At 44.8% G+C, this 22,166-nt stretch carries 17 protein-coding genes and 1 tRNA gene; 12 read left to right on the top strand and 6 right to left on the bottom strand.

All coding sequences use genetic code 11. The features are described from left to right. Positions 1 to 217: 217 nt before the first annotated feature. The 7 genes from QUA01_RS18370 to QUA01_RS18340 all read left to right on the top strand — a co-directional run bounded on the left by QUA01_RS18370 (position 218) and on the right by QUA01_RS18340 (position 6,885). The gene (locus QUA01_RS18370) at positions 218 to 1,747 is read left to right on the top strand and encodes a pentapeptide repeat-containing protein (RefSeq protein ID WP_333091508.1); all 1,530 of its coding nucleotides are present in this window, start codon (positions 218 to 220) and stop codon (positions 1,745 to 1,747) included. Positions 1,748 to 1,769: 22 nt separating this feature from the next. Continuing rightward, positions 1,770 to 3,278: a helicase C-terminal domain-containing protein gene (locus QUA01_RS18365; protein WP_333091507.1), complete on the top strand. Its 1,509-nt coding sequence runs from the start codon at positions 1,770 to 1,772 to the stop codon at positions 3,276 to 3,278. A 65-nt stretch (positions 3,279 to 3,343) separates the two neighbouring features. Continuing rightward, a complete protein-coding gene (locus tag QUA01_RS18360) occupies positions 3,344 to 3,556 on the top strand; it encodes a DUF2839 domain-containing protein (RefSeq protein WP_333091506.1) in 213 nt (70 codons plus the stop codon). A gap of 125 nt (positions 3,557 to 3,681) precedes the next feature. Beyond that, positions 3,682 to 3,753: transfer RNA gene (locus QUA01_RS18355), tRNA-Val, on the top strand. Between the two features lie 119 nt (positions 3,754 to 3,872). Next, a complete protein-coding gene (locus QUA01_RS18350; RefSeq protein ID WP_333091504.1) occupies positions 3,873 to 4,868 on the top strand; it encodes a site-specific integrase in 996 nt (331 codons plus the stop codon). Positions 4,869 to 5,062: 194 nt separating this feature from the next. Further along, a complete protein-coding gene (locus QUA01_RS18345) occupies positions 5,063 to 6,004 on the top strand; it encodes a nucleotidyltransferase domain-containing protein (RefSeq protein ID WP_333091501.1) in 942 nt (313 codons plus the stop codon). 119 nt (positions 6,005 to 6,123) lie between these two features. Next, entirely contained in the window at positions 6,124 to 6,885 is a 762-nt protein-coding gene (locus QUA01_RS18340) for a nucleotidyltransferase domain-containing protein (protein ID WP_333091499.1), read from the top strand. A 152-nt stretch (positions 6,886 to 7,037) separates the two neighbouring features. Here the strand turns inward: QUA01_RS18340 and QUA01_RS18335 are convergent, their stop codons facing one another. From QUA01_RS18335 to QUA01_RS18325, 3 genes are all read right to left on the bottom strand, one after another. Then, positions 7,038 to 7,730, bottom strand: coding sequence for a hypothetical protein (locus tag QUA01_RS18335; RefSeq protein ID WP_333091497.1), 693 nt, complete (start codon positions 7,728 to 7,730; stop codon positions 7,038 to 7,040). A gap of 648 nt (positions 7,731 to 8,378) precedes the next feature. Then, entirely contained in the window at positions 8,379 to 10,208 is a 1,830-nt protein-coding gene (gene cobJ, locus QUA01_RS18330) for a precorrin-3B C(17)-methyltransferase (RefSeq protein ID WP_333091495.1), read from the bottom strand. A gap of 347 nt (positions 10,209 to 10,555) precedes the next feature. Further along, positions 10,556 to 11,479 carry an FkbM family methyltransferase gene (locus QUA01_RS18325; protein WP_333091493.1) on the bottom strand — a complete coding sequence of 308 codons (924 nt, stop codon included), beginning with the start codon at positions 11,477 to 11,479 and terminating at the stop codon, positions 10,556 to 10,558. Between the two features lie 1,128 nt (positions 11,480 to 12,607). Here QUA01_RS18325 and QUA01_RS18320 point away from each other — a divergent pair. From QUA01_RS18320 to QUA01_RS18310, 3 genes are all read left to right on the top strand, one after another. After that, a complete protein-coding gene (locus QUA01_RS18320; protein WP_333091492.1) occupies positions 12,608 to 14,434 on the top strand; it encodes an N-acetylmuramoyl-L-alanine amidase in 1,827 nt (608 codons plus the stop codon). A gap of 49 nt (positions 14,435 to 14,483) precedes the next feature. Continuing rightward, on the top strand, positions 14,484 to 14,879 hold the full coding sequence (locus tag QUA01_RS18315) for an SH3 domain-containing protein (protein ID WP_333091490.1): 396 nt from the start codon (positions 14,484 to 14,486) through the stop codon (positions 14,877 to 14,879). 596 nt (positions 14,880 to 15,475) lie between these two features. Further along, positions 15,476 to 16,693, top strand: coding sequence for a CapA family protein (locus QUA01_RS18310; protein WP_333091489.1), 1,218 nt, complete (start codon positions 15,476 to 15,478; stop codon positions 16,691 to 16,693). Between the two features lie 117 nt (positions 16,694 to 16,810). On the opposite strand, the gene QUA01_RS18305 is transcribed toward QUA01_RS18310, so the two are convergent. Together QUA01_RS18305 and QUA01_RS18300 are read right to left on the bottom strand one after the other, a co-directional pair. Continuing rightward, positions 16,811 to 18,346, bottom strand: a complete 1,536-nt coding sequence (locus QUA01_RS18305) for a flavin-containing monooxygenase (protein ID WP_333091488.1) — start codon at positions 18,344 to 18,346, stop codon at positions 16,811 to 16,813. A gap of 272 nt (positions 18,347 to 18,618) precedes the next feature. Further along, a complete protein-coding gene (locus tag QUA01_RS18300) occupies positions 18,619 to 19,380 on the bottom strand; it encodes a cobalt-precorrin-6A reductase (protein ID WP_333091486.1) in 762 nt (253 codons plus the stop codon). Positions 19,381 to 19,683: 303 nt separating this feature from the next. Here QUA01_RS18300 and QUA01_RS18295 point away from each other — a divergent pair, with 303 nt between their 5' ends. Beyond that, positions 19,684 to 20,502, top strand: a complete 819-nt coding sequence (locus QUA01_RS18295) for a tetratricopeptide repeat protein (protein WP_333091485.1) — start codon at positions 19,684 to 19,686, stop codon at positions 20,500 to 20,502. Positions 20,503 to 20,837: 335 nt separating this feature from the next. On the opposite strand, the gene QUA01_RS18290 is transcribed toward QUA01_RS18295, so the two are convergent. Further along, positions 20,838 to 21,626 (bottom strand): TIGR01548 family HAD-type hydrolase, encoded by a 789-nt coding sequence (locus tag QUA01_RS18290; RefSeq protein WP_333091484.1) that lies wholly within the window; start codon positions 21,624 to 21,626, stop codon positions 20,838 to 20,840. Positions 21,627 to 21,802: 176 nt separating this feature from the next. Between QUA01_RS18290 and QUA01_RS18285 the strand changes: the two genes are divergently transcribed. Continuing rightward, complete coding sequence (locus QUA01_RS18285) at positions 21,803 to 22,114, top strand: 30S ribosomal protein PSRP-3 (protein ID WP_228042653.1); 312 nt, start codon at positions 21,803 to 21,805, stop codon at positions 22,112 to 22,114. The last annotated feature ends 52 nt before the right edge of the window (positions 22,115 to 22,166 follow it).

Genomic DNA, 22,166 nt, shown 5'->3' with positions numbered 1-22,166 from the left:
AAGGAAGTTCGGCAACGAGCAATGTACGGGATGTAACGGATGTAAGTTCGTCGGAAGAAGGAAGAAGGACTCAAGAAAAATGTAAATGCAATTGTCGTCAATAATTTCAGCAATTAAAAATGTAATAACCTTGGGTTTGCTATATAAATTAAGTGGAAATAATTTAGATTTACGCCCCAAATAAGTTAGCCGATCGGCATTTCATTCAGGTTAAAAAATGGGAGCTGAAGAACTTCTCAAACGATTTGAACTCGTCAAAAGATACACAGAAGGCGACAGAGATTTCACAGGAATCAATCTGAATGAAGCTAATCTCAGCCGCATCAACCTCAGCCAATCAATTTTAAGGCGGGCTAGCTTATTTATCACCAACATCAGCGGCGCTAACTTGAGCGATGCTGACTTGACCGAAGCTAACCTAAATGTGGCTAGACTCAGCAGCACCAATCTCTCGCGGGCAATCTTAAACGGGGCTAATCTCAACGTAGCCAACTTAGTGAGAGCCGATTTAACTGCGGCTCAATTAATCGGAGCATCGCTGATTAGAGGCGAATTAGTCCGCTGCCAACTCAGCCAAACTAACTTCAGTCGTGCTAATCTGACGGAAGCCGATTTAAGAGAGGTAAAACTGATAGAAGCTAACCTGTGCGGTGCTAATCTTTCCGGTGCAAATCTCAGAGGTGCTTCGGCTTCATCGGCTAACTTTCAAGGAGCTAACTTGCACGGTGCGGATTTGACAAAAGCAGAACTTAATGGCGTGAATTTAATCGATGCGGATCTGAGACAAGCTTGTTTGCAGGGGGTGAATCTCAGCGGTGCCAATTTGAGCGGAGCTAACCTCAAATGGGCCGATTTGAGCGGAGCCAACCTTAACGGCGCAGATCTGATCGATACTAAATTCAACGGAGCTAACCTCAACGGAGCGGATTTAAGAAATACTAATTTAGCCAATGCTCATTTGGTTCACGCAGATTTGACAGAAACTAATTTGATTAACGCAGATTGGGTGGGGGCAGATTTGACGGGGGCAATTTTAACTGGGGCTAAACTCTATTCGGTTCCCAGATTTGGCATCATCGCCGATAATATTAGTTGCGAGTGGGTTGATATCAGCTCTGCTGGCGATCGATCTGCGATTCAACAATTTAATTCGCCGTCTGAAGCGAGAAAATTTTTAAATCATACGCCGGGATTAGTGCGAATTGTGGTTGATGCAGTTTTAGATTACTCAGCAAACATCACTTTAGCAACAGCGTATAGTGAAATAGCTCGGCATTACCGGGCAATGAGCTTTCCTCCGAATATTGAAGTAGGCTACCGCCGGACAAATATAACTTTTAGATTTGAGAGCGACGAACATTTATTGCCAGTCGCTTTTTTAGCAATTTTACCTTTTAATGATGCTTTAGAAACTCAGAAAAATATTGTGGCTGTTAGCAAAAATATCGCAAGTCAAAATTTAAATAAAAACCGAATTGTGCAGTTGTATAAAGGATTGAATGCAGCGATAGATAATTTAAGTGAAGCGAAGGAAATGCTGCAAATAACACTAAATTTAGCTCGGGAGACTAAGTTTTTTCAATCGCCTACCCAAACTATTTTAATTAGTTCTGGGCAGGAAAGTTTGACCGTGCAGTCTCACCCGAATTTTGGTGGGCGAGGTGGAAAAAATCAGGAGAATAAATTCAGTGTGCCCGATCGTCAAAAAGTAGTTGATTTTCTGGCAAGTTTTGATTATGTTGATTGAGCAATATCAACTGTGACATCGATTGATTGAGGTAGAAGTCCACAACTCGCTGCTCCACTTCTTGCGATCGCACTCCGAGCCGCACTGGCCCCACCATTTAACGATGGCGCGTCTCGTGGCGCGGGCTTTGCGCTTGGGGCGCAGCGCTCTAATTCAAACGGGGCTGCCCGCAGGAGCTTACCGACAGCGGTATCGAGTCAGTTATTTGATGCCGGTTTTGATGTGGCCCGATCCGGTGATTTTAGTTGCGCCGACACCGCTGCTGGAACATTTGCAGCGGGTGGAAATTCCTCGCTTGCAAGAGTGGCTGCAAACAGAGAAGCCGATCGAGATTTATTCCCATAATGCCGATTTCCAAGGGCTGACGCTCATAGATCCGCAGTCTTGGCTGGCGGATAGCTTGGCGGAAAATTCGGAACTTCGCGGCAATATTCCGACAATTATCGACGGTGTGGATGATTTGGAAGTTTGGACGCGCCAGCAGTTGACTGCGGGTTTGCAACCTCCTGACTGGAATGATTTAATGCAATCTGAGCCAATGCTGGCGGATGAAATCCTCCAAGTGCGGGTACTGCTAACGCGGGCTGTGTTTCTGCATCCAGCTAAGCCTGACGAGTGCTATTTGCTGGAAACTGCAGAGCAAAATATTTTGGAGGGGCTGCTAGGAAGGATCGAGCTTAACGGGCTGATTCCGGCTGCTTGGAGCAATTTTTGGCATTGCTGGCAAACTAACGGCCAACTGCGGTGGGCGCAAATTCATCGATCGAGCGGGTCATTTTCTCTCTACTGCGCGCCGGTGCAGGTGGCGGAGGTTTTGGGCCAAATCTGGTCTGCAGTGCCTGTGGTGTTGATTGGCTGTGCGGTGGATGTGGAACCGAAGGCTCCGATCTTCCGGCAAATGATGGGATTGCCAGAGTTGACGAGTGTGAAGTTTTCGCCCGATCGACAAAACGAATTAATTCAACTGTACATTCCCAACTGGCTGCCGCTGCCGAATACGCCGGAATTTCAGGGTGTTTTAATTCAAGAAATTCGGACTTTGCTGTTGATGAGTGTGTCGGTGGCGGGTTTAACTGTGCTGATTGTTGGTGATGTACCGCTGAGGGCTCGGCTGGCGGCGATTTTGGCTTCTGAGTTCGGTTCTCGGGTGCAGGTAGAAAAAACTGATGTGGGGGAGAATGGGATTTTGGTGAGTGGGTGGGAGTTTTGGCGGGAACATCAGGGGGAGTTGAGCGCGCCTCACTTGCTGGCGATCGCCACTTTGCCACTACCTACCTTGGAGAATCCTTTGGTGGCGGCGCGTGTGGCTTATTATAAGGAGCGGCGTCTAGATTGGTTTCGGTTGTATTTGCTGCCGGCGGCGCTGAATGAGTTGCAACGGGCGATCGCGCCGGTGCGAGAACGTCAGGGGGTTGTGGCGATTTTTGACAGCAGGGTGATTCACCGCAGTTACGGGCAGCAGGTTTTAGCGGCGCTGAGTCCGTTTGCGAGGATTAATTATTTGGATACGACTTGGCTGACGCAGGCCTGAGATGACCTGTTGGCGTATAATTTGGTTGGTTATACAATTGAAATCTGATTTAGCAGACAAAAATTATGGGTGAAGCTAAGCGTCGTAAAGATTCGATCGGCGACGAATTCGGTAAAGAAGAGCGCATCGTTTCGTGGCTGCCAATCACGAAAACCCAAAGCGAAGATTTTGTGAGGTGGACATCTCGCGGAAGCTGGATCGGGATTAGTCTGTTGGTGGGTTGGTGGATTGTGGTGCGGTTCGTCGGCCCTGCGGCGGGTTGGTGGCAGGTTGATTGATGCCAGACTCGACAAATGCCTGTGTTCTGGGCATTGTGTCGAGTTTAACTGGGAAACAAGCGGCTGAATTTTTTGGAAAAATTTAGTTGCACATTTGGACTTGGTATGGTATCGTAATTATCTACGGGCGATTGGCACAGTGGTAGCGCGCTACCTTCACACGGTAGATGTCACAGGTTCAAATCCTGTATCGCCCATCTTATTAAATCTATATATATCAAAAGTTAGGGGGATTTAGCCAAGATTTTTGGCTTTACATTGACTATTAACTACGAAATGACTATGATTGCTCCAAAGCCATAGTCAGGATTAAGCTATGAACACTACACAGAAAGCTACCAATGGTAAATACAGAAATCAGACATATCTGACTGTTGTAGAAGCAATTAAGCCAAAGCCAGCAATAACTCTATCAAAGTTGTGGGAAATGTATGTAGTTTATAAAACTCCGACAGTTGCAGTTAGCACTCTTAAAAATGCTTACAGTGCCATAAGTTCTCATGTTAAAAAGCTACCAAAACAATCTCTTGAAGATGCTGTAGAAATAAGAGATTATTTGATTGATAATTTTAATCCCGATACGGCTAAAAAATATTTAAATAATATCACAGCTTGTTGTGATTGGGGTGTTGAGTATGGTCATATTTCTAACAACCCTTTTTTAGGTATGGCCAAGAATATCAAAACACAACCTAAACAATTAGAGGACATAAAACCTTTTTCTAAGGCTGAAAAAGATGCCATCATAAAAGCTTTTGAGACAGATCGCTACTATAGCCATTATGCCTCTTTTGTTAAATTTCTTTTTTTTACAGGATGCAGGACTTCGGAAGCTATAGGGCTAAAATGGAAACATATAGATGCTGACTGCCACCACATCTGTTTTTGTGAATCTTATGTTAGAGGAAATAGAAAAGGTACTAAGACTGGCAAACCAAGGATTTTCCCTTGTAATGCTCAATTACAAAACTTTCTAAAATTAATTAAGCCAGAAAGTGGCGATCCAGAATCTTTAGTATTCCCCAGTCCCGAAGGTAAAGAAATTGACGATCACAATTTCCTAAGCAGAGCTTGGAAGGGATATAAAAACAGGCATGGAAATAAAGTGGATGGGGTTGTAACAAAGTTGGTCAAAGAAGGTCTAGTTAGTGAATATAGGAGCCAGTACCATACTAGGCACACATTCGTTACACAATGTCTAGAAGCTGGCATCAATGTTGTACAAATAGCAAAATGGGTGGGTAATACTCCTGAGATAATTATGAGGCACTATGCGGGAATTACTGCTACCATCGAAGTACCTTTGTTGTAGAAATATCAGCACAAAAGTTTAAATTAAGTAAGTAATATTTATTTACTACTTTTTTTGCTGTTAGAAGTAGATGCAAGACTTACTGAAACAGCATTTAACCTACGCCAAAACGATCGATCGCCCAAAACACCCATTTTCCACTACAAATATACTACAATAAGAATGTAGCTCGTGTCTCCGCAGGAGGTTTCCTCGTGACAAATCCCAATCTTTCCCAAAATTTCAACCTAATCGTGCCCGCCGGAACCCAAATTGTCACCAAAATTGAGGTCAAAAACCCCGGTGGAGACAAATCTTGGAAACAAGGCGCAGTAGGTGTCATTGTCAAATCGCCTACAGACAATTCCCACGCCTATTTAGTCAAACTCCCAGACGCAACACAAGTTAGTCTGCGGCGACACGAATTCAGCATCCGCAAACAGTTTCAAAGTGAAGGATTAGAGTCTGGAGGAGATTTTCTCGCAGAATATAACCTCTATGATTCTGTAATTTACCGCTGCATTGTTGGTTCCAGAGCCTACGGTTTGGATAACGAGCAATCCGATACAGACAGGCGCGGGATTTACCAGCCGCCGGCAATTCTTCATTGGTCGCTTTACGGCATTCCAGAACAATTGGAAAACAAGGAAAATCAGGAATGCTATTGGGAACTGCAAAAGTTTCTAGTTTTGGCACTAAAAGCTAATCCCAATGTGCTAGAATGTTTGTACACGCCTTTAGTAGAAACCGTTTCTCCTGTAGCACAAGAATTGCTAGAAATTCGGGAAATCTTTCTGTCTCAATTAATTTATCAAACTTACAATAGCTACGTTTTGTCTCAATTTAAAAAAATGGAGCAAGACTTGCGGAATACAGGAGAAGTGCGATCGAAGCACGCGATGCACTTGATTCGGTTGTTGCTGTCGGGAATTACGGTGCTGAAGGAAGGGTTTGTGCCGGTGCGGGTGCAGGATTTTCGATCGCAATTGCTATCAATCCGCAATCAAGAAATATCCTGGGATGAGGTGAATCGCTGGCGGTTGAGCTTGCACGCAGAGTTCGATCGCGCTTTTGCAGAAACTTCCTTACCAGAACGTCCTAATTACGAGAAAGCCAATCAGTTTTTGATTAAATCTCGTAGAAGTGCGATCGGCTAAAAGGGGCGGGTTTACGCGATCGTTAATTTGAGACATATATGGTTGGTAAAACCCGCCACTACAGCTATTTGCGATTGTTTAACCGGAATTGAAATTAGCATTAATAAAATGTTGGAAAAATGATCGAATATATCTCTAATCTAGCCAAAATTATCTCAGTTCGACCTTACCCATTGCTGTTTGCGACTGTCAGCGGATCGCACTTATACGGTTTTCCTTCGGCAGATTCTGATTTCGACTTGCGGGGAGTACATATCTTGCCGCTACCGAAAGTAATTGGACTGATTTCGGGAGAAGAAACAATCGAAGTTTCGGAAGTTCGGGAGAAAATGGAACTCGATTTAGTCACTCACGATATTAAAAAGTTTCTTGAGTTGCTGTTGAAGCGCAACGGCTACGTATTGGAACAACTGTATTCGCCGCTCATAGTTTATAGTAGCGAGGAACATCAGGAGTTAAAAGAACTCGCCTCGAACTGCATTACCAAGCACCACAGCCACCACTATCTCGGTTTTGCTCAGACTCAATGGAGATTGTTTGAGAAACAAAGCCCGCGTCGAGTTAAGCCGCTGCTGTACGTTTACCGCGTGTTGCTGGCTGGGATTCATTTGATGCAAACGGGGGAAGTTGAGGCGAATTTGGTTAAACTTAACGACAAGTTCCAGTTGTCGTATATTCCCGATTTGATTGCTCGCAAGCTGGCTGGGGCGGAAAAGTCGGTGCTGGAAGATACAGATATTGCATTTTATCACCAGGAGCGCGATCGGCTAATCAATGTATTAGAAGAGGCAAGTTTGACAAGTCATTTGCCGTCAAATCCTGATGCAAAGGTTGCTCTTAGTGAATTCTTGGTAAAGGTGAGGATGGCATCTGTGAACTAAGCTGTTCCACTTCTAATTACTCGTTTGGTGCGCCGAAGATTGCAGAACCTCCATTCCCAGACAAACTAATACTAAAAAAACCGGGTTTTTTATTGTGATTCAAGACCAGAATGCAGTATTTTTGTCCTTCATCAAACCCGGTTGTAAGTGATTTATCTTGAGATATTTGTGTTGGCTGGTTCGCTGAGGGCGGGTATGCCGATATTTTCATGTTCTGTAACCTGTGTTTGTTTTCCTGGTATGTAAATATTCCAACTTAACCCGCCTAAATATGTCTTGATATACGAAGTCAATGCGTGGATAAATACTACGATGCCCAGCATTTCTAATGACTCTTCAACCGTCACTATTATCTTGTAAGGTATATTATCTTCTCCCGCTACAGAAGCTTGGTATGCTCCTACCAATTCCATCCCTAGCGCTCCTCCAATATAAATAACAGTTGCTGCAACAAACAATTTTCGTGTATGAACAGGAAGGTGGAACAGAAACTTAATGTAGGATAAGAGAAATATCACTACTAGAATGCCCACCGGCACAACCCAAGTAAAGTAAAGAATTCCTGTGGCATTTAGCATGGTTCGCATCGGTTGTACCAATTTTTCGTGCAATTGACCGGCTTCGTCTATAGATATATATAAAAATATGAATGATAAAGCTTTCCAGTGATTCTTGTAGCGACAACTATCCAAATTTTTTATATAGGCGATCGTACCCAGCAAGAAAGAACAAAACAGCAATGCCAAAGTTGAGTATGCGGTTGGAATGTTTCGCTCGGAATTAACGCTGAATACCTTGACGAAGTAGTTTTCAGACCGGACACCAGGCAAGAAGTACGCGGCCATCTCACTTAAGAAAGATATTACAACCAGACAGGTCACAACTCGAAGCAAAAATTGGGTGATAGTCCCAGGGGTTAGAGAAATTTGGAATTTCATGTTTTCTTAACCGTTTGTTTAATTTTTGATTAAGCATATGTTATCCAAAAAAATCTTTTCTCGGTATATCTACGGGAATAGATGAGCTATCATGGTGAACAATTTATTTTTTTTTACGGTAAAATTGTCGCAGGATTAAGAAATGTAGCAGATATCGATCGCCCTTAATTTTATTTGTGTAAATTAAAACATTATTGATTGAAACGTAAATTAGAGATATCGAAAAATGAAGCTGAAATCTTGACTGCGGTTGAGTAGAGCTCTAAATTCGATCGATCTCTGACAGAGAAACTCGGCTTCAGACAGCCGATCGCCCTAAGTACGGAGAATTTCTGACATCAAAGGCGATCGCCAATCTCAGTAAACACCCTGAGATCGAACAAGAGGCAGAATTAACCGGAGATTAACACTCCTAGACGCATTAAGACCGAAGAAACCGGGTTTTTTACCTGATATTTGTGTCAAAACAGATAATTTTCGTCCATCAAACCCGATTTCCGATCGCCCATGTCTCCAATACTAATTAATTAAGTTCGCAGTCACAAAAGCCAGTCCTTAAAGATCGGGCTGAAGTCCTGAGTGCGAACTTAAATCGTACCTGCGCGGCGTGTACACCCAAACATCTCCTCCATATTTGCGGGGAATAATCCGAGTTTGACTCGAACCAACAATGACTAAAGTTCTCATATCCGCATCTTCCGGCTGGAATTCGCCGAGGGTGCAAACGCGCACGGATTGGCCTGGCCTGCCGAGGTTTCGCCCCAATACAACCGGGGTTTTAGGATCGCGAGTTTGCAACAAAATCTCGATCGCCCTTCCCAATTGCCAAATCCGCTTTGTTGAGATCGGATTGTAAAATGCCACAACTAAATCCGCTTTGGCGGTGGCAGAGATTCGCTGTTCTATGACCTCCCAAGGCTTGAGAATATCCGAAAGCGAAATCGCACAAAAATCGTGTCCGAGGGGTGCTCCGATCGCAGCAGCGGCCGCCTGCATCGCAGAAATTCCCGGTGCTACCCGGATGTCGATGCCTTCCCATTCGGGTTTGGTATCAAAGTCGATCGCCTCAAACACCGCCGCAGCCATCGCAAAAATCCCCGGATCTCCCGACGAAACCACGGCGACAGATTTGCCCGATGCTGCTAAATCTAGGGCAAAACGGGCGCGATCGATCTCTTCGCGATTGTCAGAATCGTGCCGCTTTTGTCCTTCTCGCAGGGTTCCGGCTAAGTCGAGATAGAACTTGTAACCCACCCAATCGGTGGCTTCGCGCAAAATTTGCTTAACTTCCGGCGACATCCAGGGCGCGCCTCCGGGCCCGGTACCGACGATCGCCAGTTTGCCGCGACTAATGCCGATCGCGCTTGCATCAATCGGTTCTGCAGCCAGGGCGATCGCGCAATTCAGGGCTAAAGTGCGATCGCATTCGATTAACTGACTGTTTGCACCGGCTGCTGTCAGCGCAATTTGTGCCGCCTGATTTTCGCTGAATTCTATTGAGTTTAATTTGACAAGTTCCGATCGATTGAAAAAACGGACGGGAACTTGAAAATATGCTGAAACTGCTTCTAATGCCGGATTTCCCATCTCATCTTTTAAGGCAAAAAATCCAGCAATTGCAGCGGCCGCTAAATTTGTTTTTGCCAGTAATTCCCGCACGCAAGACAGGGCTATTTCTGGCTGCATATTCGATAGCTGTGTGAGTGCAACTGCCGCAATTTGCGGATGGTAAACCAAACAATCTGGTGTTGGCAAAACTGCTTTTTCGGTGACGCGGATAGTCAATTTTGCGTCGGGGGCGCTCCTCTCCGTTGGCGTAGCCCCCGTAGGGGCGGGCTGCGCTAACGGCAAATTGCTCTCGGAAAGCCAGCTTGCAGCGCCTTCTAGGCGTACTTTCGCCCCGGCGAGCAAATTTGAAATAAAAGTTTTCGCATCGTCTGGATTCGCCAAATAATAGCCTTGGGGAGGACTTAGCAAGGCGGTGCGAAACCGAATATCTCCCGTTGTTGTAATTGCAGGCTGCACGCCGAGGGCGGCTGCAATCTCTCTCGCCAAGTCATTTACGCCGTGCAAACCGCCCAGCAGCGGTACTACGGCGCTTCCGTCTTCGGCGACGGCTAAAACTGGCGGTTCGGCGCGTTTGTCTGACAGCAGCGGGGCGAGGGTGCGGATGATGATTCCGGCGGCGCAGATGGCGATGATTGGGGTTTGGGTTGCGAACAATTCCCGCAGTGTTTCGCCGAAGTTGCTAAAGTTGATGTCTGTGTCGGATGTGCGATCGACTAAACCGTAAATCTGGGAACCTGGGAAGACTGCGGAGATGGTTTGGGCGATCGGCAGGCTGTTTTGACCTAAGATAACTATTGCGGGAGAAACTCGATTCACGGTTTTATATAGGGCTGTGTTTGGACTGGTAGAATTTAATCTCTGCTTGCTTCACGAATACCTATTTTACGGAACCGATGAAAGTCGCGTTACTGAAGCGTGCTAAGGAAGAAAAGAAAGCAGTTTTTTGGGGCTAGAATTTTGAGTGATTCTATGCTATAAATTGTTGTCAAAAAACTGAATCTCAGAAGCGATAAAGCTGCAGAGATACAGAAGAATAGCGTTTTGATTTATTTTTTTAATTATGGGTTGAGAGACTATTGATGTCAAACCTTATGTTCCATAAATAGTTAAAAAGTCGTTTCCTCCCCTAAATTAAAGCGCAAATCAACTGGTTTTAAACCATTTCAGGATTCTTTAAAATACTTTTCAAGGCGTGAAGAAAGATTATTTTCTGGATGCAGCCACAACACATTTTCTGTCATCTGATTATCTGTAAGCTTAGTTAATTGGAGGTGATGTCGCAACCCAGAACGTTTGGTAGAGATATTAAAAGGTTGATAGCCGTAATTTTGCATAATTTCGCAAAGTTCTTTGACACTGAAACCGCCCCTTTCTAGATGTTCCGGTACTACCTCTGTCAGGATTACTGGATGCAGGCGTTGAATTGTGCGATCGAACCCTCGAATTACCAGGGGTTCAAACCCTTCTACGTCAATTTTAATAAAAGTGATGCCTGGTAATTCTTCAGGCAAAATGTCATCTCCGCGATACACGGTTAGTTGATACTGGTTGGAAATTAGCGACTCATATTGTTGAGGGATTTTTGTAAAAGTTCCCATCCCCAACTCTTCATTGACTACAGTTAGTGTTAGTTCGCTTTGTCGTTCGGCAAGACCGCAATTGTGCAGGGTAACTTGCTGCAATTCATTGTTACTCACATTCGCCTGCAATCGCTTAAAAACAAAAGGATTTGGTTCAAAGGAATGTACAGTCCCTGTCGGAGTAACACACCGTGCTGCCATCAGAGTAATCATTCCTAAATTAGCTCCGACATCGATAAAACTATCGCCCGGTTTTACGGCTTCGATCATGAATTTTTGGATATCTAACTCGTAGTAGCGACCTAGAAAATATGTCATTCGTTCGTGCCAAGAGGAAAGATCGAGAGTCATCAAATATTGATGAAACTTGCCGCGTATAGTACGGGTAGGGGCATCTTTCCACAATTCACTTTTATATCCACCTAAGTTTTCAAATAATTTTCCCCATCCCGGCAGTTCCCGGCGCGTGTAGGGCAAAATCATATAAATTAGTTTGGTGCTTTTCATCTTGATATTTCTCCAGGTCAGTGTCAACAATTTGGTCACTAAGACTTGATATTTTTGGCAGTCAGAAACTTCAAAATCTTTGATAGACAAGTTTGATCCAGAGGTTGTCACCCCGTGAACGCAATTATACCTCGAATCGCTAAGCAGTGTCAAAACTTCGAGATGTAAGGATTCAGGTCTGAGATTGGGGAATTAAAGAAGGCTTACCTAACCATACCAATAATGCTTGTAGGTCAATACTCAAATCTTATCCTGGCACTATACCCGGTGAGGCAGACCCAATCACTATGGCTCCACATTCATTATACTGACATTGGGCTCGTTGATATTGCACTACTTCAATTGGTCTATCTACTAAGCACGCTACCCTAGATTTACTATAACCAATAATGTTACTTAATTCTCTGCTACCACAATGCTCACTCTTAGTCAGGAGTGCTGATTTCATATCTATCTCGCGCAAATCTTTTTCGGGTTTTGCCGATATGTCCTGGCTGTCTCTCTGGTTTACGCTTTGGCTAGAGTTCTGACTATTTTGAGTTATCAAAAGCCGCTGTCTCTGATTTCTGTATCAGATTATTTGATGGGATTTTGATGATGTAAAAGCTATTACTTGGCTGTGTCTTTTTGAGTCTTTCGAGTTCTTATTCTAATTTTTAAATAAGCTTATTTTATTTGAAGTAAATTTGAATATTTCTCCCATTTGAACTGCTAAAATATTTTAACTTTCGTGCTAAAAGCTCTGACTTTTGCCTAAATAAGTTACCATATTTATCACCATAAATTAACTATTTTTGCCCAATATACTATGAGAGTTTGTCTGATTGTGGGATTTTTTGTATTTTACAATACCGAGCAATCCCTTGGATAAACTGTGGAGAATGACTTAGAGATCGCTTAAAACTTAATAGTTTTATGAGAAAATTTATGTCGCCGATAACTCAATTGCAACTACCAACCTGATAAACTGGGTCTTATATAGTCAATAGGACTTACCCCTAATCCTCAAAAACCCGGTTTCTTTCCGTATTTCTCGTTACTCAACCCAATATTTTCGCAGAAACCGGGTTTCTTGGCGCAAGTTCGAGTATAAATAACCAACAGACTGTCAATTAATTTCAATTGAGCATGAGAAAATTTTTAGGATTAGTTGTCTTTGGGATGATAATGGCGATCGCCTCTGTAGCTGTGGCCGCTCAACCTTTGTCCGTCGCCTATCCTCCCGCCAACCACAAAACAATAGCCGATCGCATTTTTTTAATCGGTACCGCCCCCCCAACCGGACAAGTATCGGTAAATGGCCAACAAATTCCGCGCAGCGGGGCGGGCCATTTCGCCCCGACAGTTCCCCTGCAATTAGGCGAAAATGTCTTTACCTTGCGTTACGAAAATCAGCAAGTTCAAATTAAGGTGACGCGCGAGTCGAATCAGCCGGAAGTCCCCGCTGGATTGGCTTTTGCGAAAAATTCCCTGACACCGAAAGTCGATGTGGCGAGTTTGCCGGGGGAATATATTTGCTTTGGGGCGATCGCCCCGGCGAATGCTTTAGTTGCGGTAAAATTGGCTGGCGTTACTATTCCTTTAAAAGCGCGATCGCAAGTCGAACTCCCCGACAACAAATCTGTACTGCTAGGTGAAAATTCCCCGATCGCCAAAAGCAGCATCGAACAGTATCAAGGCTGCGCTATAACTCCCCCAAATCCACCCTTGCTCAAGGGCGAAAATGAGTCTAACTCCTCGCTACCAAAAGCAGAAAAAATTGATTTAGGAGTGCCAGTATTTGAGCTAACAATGAACGATCGAACTATCAGCCAGCAAGGTACCGGCAAGATTTCTCTTCTCTCCCCGGCTGAGTTAGAAATAGCCGAAGTAACAGCAGATCCTGGTGTCGCTAGAACCGGGGCGAGTACAGATTTTTCTCGGATGACACCGCTGCCAAAGGGAACGCGAGCAACAATTATCGGGCGCGAGGGAGAATGGATTCGACTCGATTACGGTGCTTGGATCAAAGCATCAGAAGTGCAAATTGTCAAGGATGCAGTTCCCGCGCGATCGATTATTCGCAGCGCGCGATCGCGTCAAGTTCCAGGCTGGACAGAGGTTTTATTTCCCTTAGAAATACCAGCCCCAGTCACCGTGCAAGAAGGAGAACGCACCTTCACTTTAACACTGTACAATACCACCGCTCAAACTGATATTATTCGCCTCGACGATGACCCAGTAATTTCGAGTTTGGTATGGCAACAAACATCGCCACTGCAAGTACAATATACTTTCAATCTCAAATCTGCCCAGCAGTGGGGCTACAAATTGAGATACGACGGCACAACTTTAGTGTTGTCTTTAAAACATCCTCCTGCGAATACCAGCATGATGCCGAATTCGTCAGCAAAACCGCTGTCGGGAATCAAAATTCTCCTCGATCCGGGACACGGCGGGCCGCAAGATTCCGGGGGTGTGGGGCCCACGGGCTATCGCGAAAAAACAGTAGCTTTAATTGTGTCGAAATTAGTGCGAGAGGAATTGGTAAATCGGGGCGCAAATGTGGTAATGACGCGGGTGGAAGATGTCGATTTGGATTTGCCGCCGAGGGTAGAAATGATTCAAAAAGAAGAACCGGCTATCGCAATTTCGATTCATTACAATGCCTTGCCGGATAACGGCGATGCAATTAATACTAAAGGTGTCGGCGCTTTCTGGTTTCATCCCCAAGCCCACAGTTTGGGAATGTTTCTTCACAATTATTTAGTTGCCAATTTGAACCGTCCGAGCTATGGTGTATTCTGGAACAACCTAGCCATGACTCGTCCTGCAGTTACTCCATCTGTTTTAATGGAATTGGGATTTATGATTAATCCCGAAGAATTTGAATGGATTGTGAATCCGACAGAACAGCAGAAGTTAGCCGAGGCGATCGCCCAAGGCATCACCGAATGGTTTGCTTCGGTAAAATAACACTTAGTAGCAAGGACTGAAGTCCTGCCAACCCAAGGAGCTCAAATAAATGCTAAGTTTTACTCAATCAAAAGCCTTTTTTATTGCAGCCGCAGTTGCAAGTTTAAGTTTCTCACTTTACAGCTTTCCAGTTTTTGGCAGACAGCAAAATCTTTCTTCCCAAAAAGTAGAAGCTTTAAAAAAGCAAACTCAATGCTCTTTTATTACAGGTGAAGGCGGCGCTGTCAACATTCGCAAAGGCCCCGGCGATAAGTACCCGATTGTAGCTAAACTAAAAAAAGGAGATGGAGTTCGGGCCGTCACCAGACAAGGTAATTGGGTAAAAATTGCTGCAAGATTTTCGGGCAATCCTCCTAATGAAACTTTGACAATCCTTAACGGTTGGGTGAACAATAAATTTATTAATGGCTGTTCCGAAGACCAATTTGAGAGGTGGCGGCAATAGGGAATTTAGCGATTTATGATTAGGTAGAGACGGGTTTTTGAGATTGTCAATTATTGGCAGGTATTATCGATCGTCTGGATAGATTAGCAACCCCAACTGACAATAAGGTAATTTTAACGGCCCGGTATTCAACCCGCACCAGGACTTTCGGCTTCGCCTAGCCTCCTGGTGCGGGTGCAAGCTTGTATAGAACCCATTTGACATCTTTGAGTTTTTGGGTTGGGTGACGAGAAATATAGAGAGAAACTGGTTTCTGAGATTTACGCAAGGGGCGAGAAACCGAGTTTATACGAGTTTTTGGGTGACGAGAAATATAGAGATCAACCCGGTTTCTGAGATTTACGCAGAATAGATATCAAATGGGTTCTATAAAACCTGGTTTAAACTTCCCCGTATTTTTAACCCCCAAGTGTTGGGTTATATTATTGAATAATTGATGACATAATATAGCCTTTCGATCGTAACATGAGGTGCTAGGAGTGGGCATAGGGCATAGGGCATAGGGCATACTTCACCAAGCTTGAGAACCCCTATAATAGTTGGGATATTGCCTGCACTTGCATTGTTTTTTTGAACTGGTATCACTATCATAAATCATGAATTTTAGTCGATCGCTCTCGGTAATTGCCATGCTTTCGATCGCAGGCTGCAATATCCAAACGCCACAAACCAACACACAGCCTACAGAAAGTCGTAGCTTGCGGGGCGGGACGCCATCGCCAATTGCAGCCCCTGTTCCCGCCAAACCAAAGTCTGAAATCAAAGAAGCAACACTAATTGCTGTCGGCGACATTATGATGCACAGTACCCAAACGCGATCGGGCTACGACGCAAAAAATAAAACATACAATTTTGACAGTTTCTTCGCACCAGTTAAAAGCATCCTGTCAACAGGCGATTGGGTGATCGGAAATCTCGAAACACCTTTAGCGGGTGAAGATGCGGGCGGATATACGGGATATCCGCTATTTAACGCACCGGCTCAATTAGCGGATGCGACTAAAAAAGCCGGATTTAATATCTTGACAACCGCCAACAATCATGCTTTAGATCGTGGAGAAAAAGGAGTAATTAGGACGATCGCCAATCTGAGCGATCGCAAAATTGCTTCCACAGGAACAGCCAAATCGAAAGCTACGGGCGATCGCACTTTAATCAGCACCAAAAACAACATTTCACTAGCCATGCTAGCCTACAGCTACGGCACAAACGGCATCCCCATACCCAAAGGCAAAGACTACTTAGTTTCCCTAATCGACGAAAAAAAGATAATCAAAGACATAGCCAAAGCCCGCAAACAAGGAGCAGATATAATCGCAATTTCCCTACATTTTGGCGACGAATATCAGCGACAGCCAAACACCCAACAAAAACAATTAGTTGAAAACCTATTAAAAGCCGGTGCAGACATCATTCTCGGCAGTCATCCCCACGTTGTCCAACCTTACAAAATTTTTAACTTTCCCGGAAAAAATGGCAAAACTCGCAAAGCTGTAGCAATTTATTCAATGGGAAACTTCATTTCCGGTCAGAATAAAAAATATACAGACTTAGGCGTAATTTTGCAAGTAAATATTCGCAAAACCTTTCCCGAAAAGACCACAGAAATTACCAGCATCAAAACCTTTCCGACTTGGGTACACCGCTATACTTTGAACAATAAAACTAACTATCGAGTTTTGCCCTTAGAAACAACTGTCAGCCAGAAAAAAGATGCACTGCTAGCAACTTCACAGTATCCTGTTTTATCAAAATATTTGCAGGATATGAACAATCATCTTAACTCTTTGAATAGTCCGAAAAAATCCAAATAATTTGGCATTGAGAATTGGGAATTGGGCCTTAGTTATTGGAATTGGAGGCCTAGCCTAGAGATTTGTATTCCCAGGCAGTGCTCATTGCTAAGGTAACAGCTTAAGCTAGGAAAGCAATCATGTATCCAACGGAAGAGGGTGTAGTGGAGTAGAGCGACTTTTCTTTTTGTGATTATATTCTTCCGATACGCCAAGATAATCAGATGGTTGATATCTGCCGAATATCTCAGCGAAAATGTTAGGCAATTTTCGATAAGGAGAAACACCCAGATCTTTAAGCAAGATGTCAATATATTGTTGGAAGCGAGTGTTGGTTCCACAGGATAGCGAAGGTTCAAATTGAATATTTGCGCGTTTCCACTGGCGGATATATTCAATACTTTTTTCCATATTCTCGCTGGAAGGTAACTCAAGTTCACCCCGCAAGTAAGCACACAGCCATTGTGTGGCGATCTCGACTGCTGGCACGTGCATATATCCATGATTGAACCCGGCAAAGGCAATGCCAGTAATGCGAGGATGAAGCAAGTGGCGATATAACTGCACGCCATCTGGTTCGATTTCCAACATTTTTCGATATTTATCAGGCAAAAATGGAAAAATCGGCGTTTGCGAACCCAAAGATAGAACGACTAAATCGCATGGAATCTCGCAACCATTTTTCAATTTTACTGCTTCTGGCGAAAAACCAGATAATTCTGCACGGTGAGGCGAGATTTTTCCTTCTGCAATAAACGGATAGTAATTTTCAGGCGCAACTGCTGTGGCTGAACGTAAATCAGGCAATAGTTTGTGGTCTGGTTGTACAACTTTGATTCGACCCTGGGCGGCTTGGCTTTTTCCAGAAACATTTCGCTGAACTTGAAAGCGGAAGATGGATGCAATCAAATCCCAAAAAGCTGAAACAATGAAGCCAAGGCGATTGTGCAGGAAACGTTCAATGGCGGTTGGATGTGCCCAACTTGTCATCATCACTGTTCCAAAGCGGCTGAATAATGCGTAGGTAAAATGTACGCCCAAAATCCATTCGGGGATAAGCCAGCGCGGTGTACGAAATACATGATTTACTTGCGCGCCTTGTTTTGCCGCGAAAGTCGCCATATCCAAGGCGCTTTTTCCGAAGCCAACGATTACAACTCGTTGATTATCGAATACATCAAGCGTGTGGACATCCCGTTCAGTGATGATTTTCCCAGCGAAATCTTCCATACCTGAAAATTCAGGTTGATACTTTCCTTCTGTATATTGCCCAACTGAGATAACGACGTATCCAAATAATTCTTCGTGAACGCCCTCCTGATTTTTATATCTTAATAGCCAGCCATCTTCTGTTTCTTTTAGTTCGATAACTTCGTGATTTAACCGCACATCAAGCTTTAGATGGTTGACCGCTTGTTCCAAATAATTCAGGATTTGTTCTCCGGTGGGATGTAAATCAGGGGTGAATGGCCAGGGAAAATCAGATAAATGATACTGTTCCCTGATATTTTGCAGGTGTACGTTTGGGTATGCAAGTGCCCATACTCCGCCCATCTTTTCGGATTTCTCGAAAACAACTACTTGGAAGCCATTTTTTTTGAGAATATTGGCTGTCGTAATGCCTGATATTCCCGCGCCAATAATGGCAATTGGCATACCGTTTTTGTATTGCATATATTTGAGTCTCCTGATTCGGTAGGGTTATGAGAGTAATTATCCTGACGGAGTGACAAAAAACCGGACAGCCTTGCACTCAGAATAGTTTAAATCGATCGCTCTCAAAAAGACAGAGGCGTTTTCACCCCGTCATATCCGCGACCTTAACCCCAACTGCTGATAGTAGCTTAGTTGGTTATAGACGCTTGGGGGAGAGGAATCCTTGCAGTCTGGCTGCTACAACCTGAGTTGAGGCGACCTGGCACATTCCGATCGCCCTAAGGATGTAACTAATAACTAATAACTAATAACTGCTTAATTAACCAAGCGATCGCCCCTTCAACATCAGCCGCCTGCTCAACATCGGGAATCTGCGGCCGCTGCACCATCACCACCGGAAGTCCCAGTTCCCTAGCGGCAGCAATTTTAGCATAAGTAGCACCGCCCCCGCTGTTTTTACTAACAATTGTATCAATCTGATATTCTAACAGCAACTGCCGTTCGTCTTCCAATGTAAAAGGCCCCCTTGCTAATAACAATTTACCGTTAGGAACAGGAGTATTTAGTGCAGGAGGATCGATCGCCCGCATCAAAAACCAAATAGCATCCAAACCAGCAAACTGCGCCAATTCCTGCCTACCAATGGTGAGAAATACCCGCTGAGACTGCCCTGATAAAGCCCTTGCAGCCTCCGAGTGGCTGCCAACTTCAATCCAGCGATCGCCCTCCACCATCTCCCAAGCTGGACGCACCAGCATCAAATGAGGCACATTACACTCAGCAGCAGCGATCGCAGCATTAGCAGAAATCTGAGCCGCAAACGGATGAGTCGCATCAATCAACAAGTCGATCGGGCTACAATCCAAAAACGCCGCCAGCCCAGCCGCCCCACCAAAACCCCCAATTCGCACCGTACCCGTTTTTGGAGTAAAAGGCTGTTGAGTGCGTCCTGCTAGCGAAGAAACCACCTCAAGATCGGCGATTTGAGAGGCTCTGGCAGCCAGTTTAGTCGCATCCCCCGTTCCGCCCAAAATTAGCAATCGTTTTTTCATTAAATTATCCTTAGTTGCGACTACACAAACTGGCGGTTAAAACCGCAACTACACAACCAAAGTCCGCCTGCGCCAACTCAAGAAAATCCAGGCTTTTAGAACCTGCGGAGGCAGGTTTTGTTTGTGTAGCTGCGACTTAAGTCGCCGAGACTTTTCTCAAGAAAATGCAGGGTTTCAGAACCTGCAGAGGCAGGTTTTGTGTGTGTAGCTGCGACTTAAGTCGCCGAGACTTTTCCAACATCCCCTAACCAACGCCCGCAATTTCGGTTAATAATATGTTTAGTAAAGTTTCAACTAACAAAAATGATTCGCTCACTTTTCACATTCTTTACAGTATTAATTGTAACCGGGTTAGTTTGGTTGGGAAACATCGCGCCCGCCGCCGCACAAGAACAACCCACAGACATTGCAGCTTCCCAGCAGGAATTAGCAGAACTCATTCAAAAAGCTTTTGAAGCTACCAACGAAGGCAAATTTCCCGCCGCAGAAACTTTCTGGACTCAAATCATCGAAAAATTCCCCTCACAAGCAGCCGCTTGGAGCAACCGAGGCAATTCTAGAGTCAGCCAAAACAAACTGCAACCAGCAATTGCTGACTACGAAAAGGCGATCGAACTAGCTCCCGAAGCCCCCGATCCCTACCTCAACCGCGGCATCGCCCTAGAAGGTTTAGGACGTTGGGAAGAAGCGATCGCCGACTACAATCACGTACTAGAATTAGACCCCAAAGATCCAGCCGCCTACAACAACCGAGGTAACGCCGAAGCAGGTTTAGGAGAATGGGAACCAGCAATTTCAGACTACAACAAAGCCTTTGAACTAGCCCCCGAATACGCCTTTGCTCGCGCCAACCACGCCCTAGCACTGTATCAAAACGGGCAAACCAAAGAAGCAATTCGCAACATGAAAAACATCGTCCGCAGATACCCTCAATTTGCAGACATGAGAGCCGCCCTCAGCGCCTGTCTTTGGGAAGCAGGAAATCGCGGCGAAGCTGAGAGCAATTGGGTAGCCGCAATCGGCCTCGATTCCCGCTACAAAGACCTCGATTGGGTTGCAAAAACCCGCCGCTGGCCGCCAGTTGTAGTCAGCGCCCTAGACAAATTCTTGAACTTAAAATAATCTTAAAGGGAAAGTTATCAGTTGTTAGTTGGCAGTGGGCAGTAGGCAGTTGTTAGTTGGCAGTTGGCTGTTGGCAGTTGTCATGCCAAATCCGGGTTGGCGATCGCCTTTATGAAACAGCCGGCGCAGGCCGACATCGTTTGTGTAGACGCGGTTTCAACCGCCGCATCATCAAGGGGTATGTTACTTTCCTAACAACTAACAGCTAATAACTAACAACCAACCAATAACCAATAACCAATAACCAATAACTAACAACTAACAACCAATAACTAACAACCAATAACTAACAACTAACAACTAACAACCAATAACTAACAACTAACAACTAACAACTAACAACTGACTAATTCTCGAATCCGGGCCGCCGTCAACTCCTCCACATTCCGCAAAACCGCTGCAGCACCTGCTTTTTTCAGCGCTGCACTATAAGCCTCACAGCGCACAGAATCATCCAAAACATGAGGTGGCAAAATTCCCATACCAAGCCAAACCCGATTTGGTTGCAATTCCCGCGCCTTCACCACCGTGTAAATATCGGCAACAGTATCTCCCGCATAAACCACCGGCAAATTCTTTGCTAAACCGTGCAGGTTTTCCAACTGTTCAATTGCTGCGAAAAGTCCAGCCGGATCTGGTTTTCCCGGTGCATCTTCCATCGCCACCAACACAGGGGAATTTAAACTCAGTTTCCCTGTCAAAACATAAGCAGCTTCAGCTCGCATCGCGCCGCTAAAAAAACCCCAAGCAACACCGCCAAGCGTTAAATTTTCCAGGTAAGCCGGACTTAACAGCAGCGGTTCGTCGCAAATGTAACCAGTCCAATTTTGCTCATCGGGCCCGCGATAGCGACTTTGGAAAAAAGCCACTAATTCGTCATAGTTGAGAGTGAGTTGATTTCTCGATCGCCCGATCGCCTCAAAATAACGGCAAACTAACTCAAAAGACGCTTCCCAGTCATTATTCCACACTCCCTCAGACTTCAGAGAGTCGATATCCAGAGAATTTGGGCGAAAAGCACCAGCCGTGAAGTGTTCCACCGCATCCGCGATCGCCCGCCTGTAGGAACCGGACACATCCCGCACCACACCGTCAATATCCAAAACTAAAATAACTCTGTTCACAACTTAATTATCCTGGTAACTGGGGCGAGTTTTGCACAAATTTGATTGATTTAGGGCCCAGAAGGGGCGCGAAACCCAGCCGCGCGACAAAAATTTTAATCACCGATCACTCATTATCGAACAGAATGTGCTACGCTTAGCGATTGTAGAAATTTTTAACAAATTCTATCAAAACCCTGGAGGTTTGCTTGTCCAAGTTCATCTTAAAAGTTCTCTGGCTAGAAGAGAATGTTGCCCTCGCCGTTGACCAAGTTGTCGGCAAAGGAACTAGCCCGCTGACATCCTACTTTTTTTGGCCGCGCAAAGATGCGTGGGAAGACCTCAAAAACGAACTCGAAGCCAAACACTGGATTGCTGACAACGATCGCGTCGAAATCCTCAACCAAGCCACAGAAGTAATCAACTACTGGCAAGAAGAAGGCAGACGGCGCCCGATGACAGAAGCTCAATCGAAGTTCCCCGAAGTAACTTTTACCGGCAGCAACTAAGCCCAGCTTTTAGTTCCTACCCATATACATTGGCTGTTATGGCTGATGGGAT

The sequence above is a fragment of the Microcoleus sp. S36a_B3 genome (assembly GCF_036700745.1).
GTDB lineage: Bacteria > Cyanobacteriota > Cyanobacteriia > Cyanobacteriales > Microcoleaceae > Microcoleus.
Note: the sequence above shows the minus strand (reverse complement) of the source record. Positions and strands in the feature narration are given on the sequence as shown.

Bases quoted from the DNA above. Each gene is read 5' to 3' on its own strand.
- QUA01_RS18370 (WP_333091508.1), top strand. From the start codon at position 218: ATGGGAGCTGAAGAACTTCTCAAACGATTTGAACTCGTCAAAAGATAC.
- QUA01_RS18360 (WP_333091506.1), top strand. From the start codon at position 3,344: ATGGGTGAAGCTAAGCGTCGTAAAGATTCGATCGGCGACGAATTCGGT.
- QUA01_RS18350 (WP_333091504.1), top strand. From the start codon at position 3,873: ATGAACACTACACAGAAAGCTACCAATGGTAAATACAGAAATCAGACA.
- QUA01_RS18340 (WP_333091499.1), top strand. From the start codon at position 6,124: ATGATCGAATATATCTCTAATCTAGCCAAAATTATCTCAGTTCGACCT.
- QUA01_RS18335 (WP_333091497.1), bottom strand. From the start codon at position 7,730: ATGGCCGCGTACTTCTTGCCTGGTGTCCGGTCTGAAAACTACTTCGTC.
- QUA01_RS18325 (WP_333091493.1), bottom strand. From the start codon at position 11,479: ATGAAAAGCACCAAACTAATTTATATGATTTTGCCCTACACGCGCCGG.
- QUA01_RS18320 (WP_333091492.1), top strand. From the start codon at position 12,608: ATGAGAAAATTTTTAGGATTAGTTGTCTTTGGGATGATAATGGCGATC.
- QUA01_RS18315 (WP_333091490.1), top strand. From the start codon at position 14,484: ATGCTAAGTTTTACTCAATCAAAAGCCTTTTTTATTGCAGCCGCAGTT.
- QUA01_RS18310 (WP_333091489.1), top strand. From the start codon at position 15,476: ATGAATTTTAGTCGATCGCTCTCGGTAATTGCCATGCTTTCGATCGCA.
- QUA01_RS18305 (WP_333091488.1), bottom strand. From the start codon at position 18,346: ATGCAATACAAAAACGGTATGCCAATTGCCATTATTGGCGCGGGAATA.
- QUA01_RS18300 (WP_333091486.1), bottom strand. From the start codon at position 19,380: ATGAAAAAACGATTGCTAATTTTGGGCGGAACGGGGGATGCGACTAAA.
- QUA01_RS18295 (WP_333091485.1), top strand. From the start codon at position 19,684: ATGATTCGCTCACTTTTCACATTCTTTACAGTATTAATTGTAACCGGG.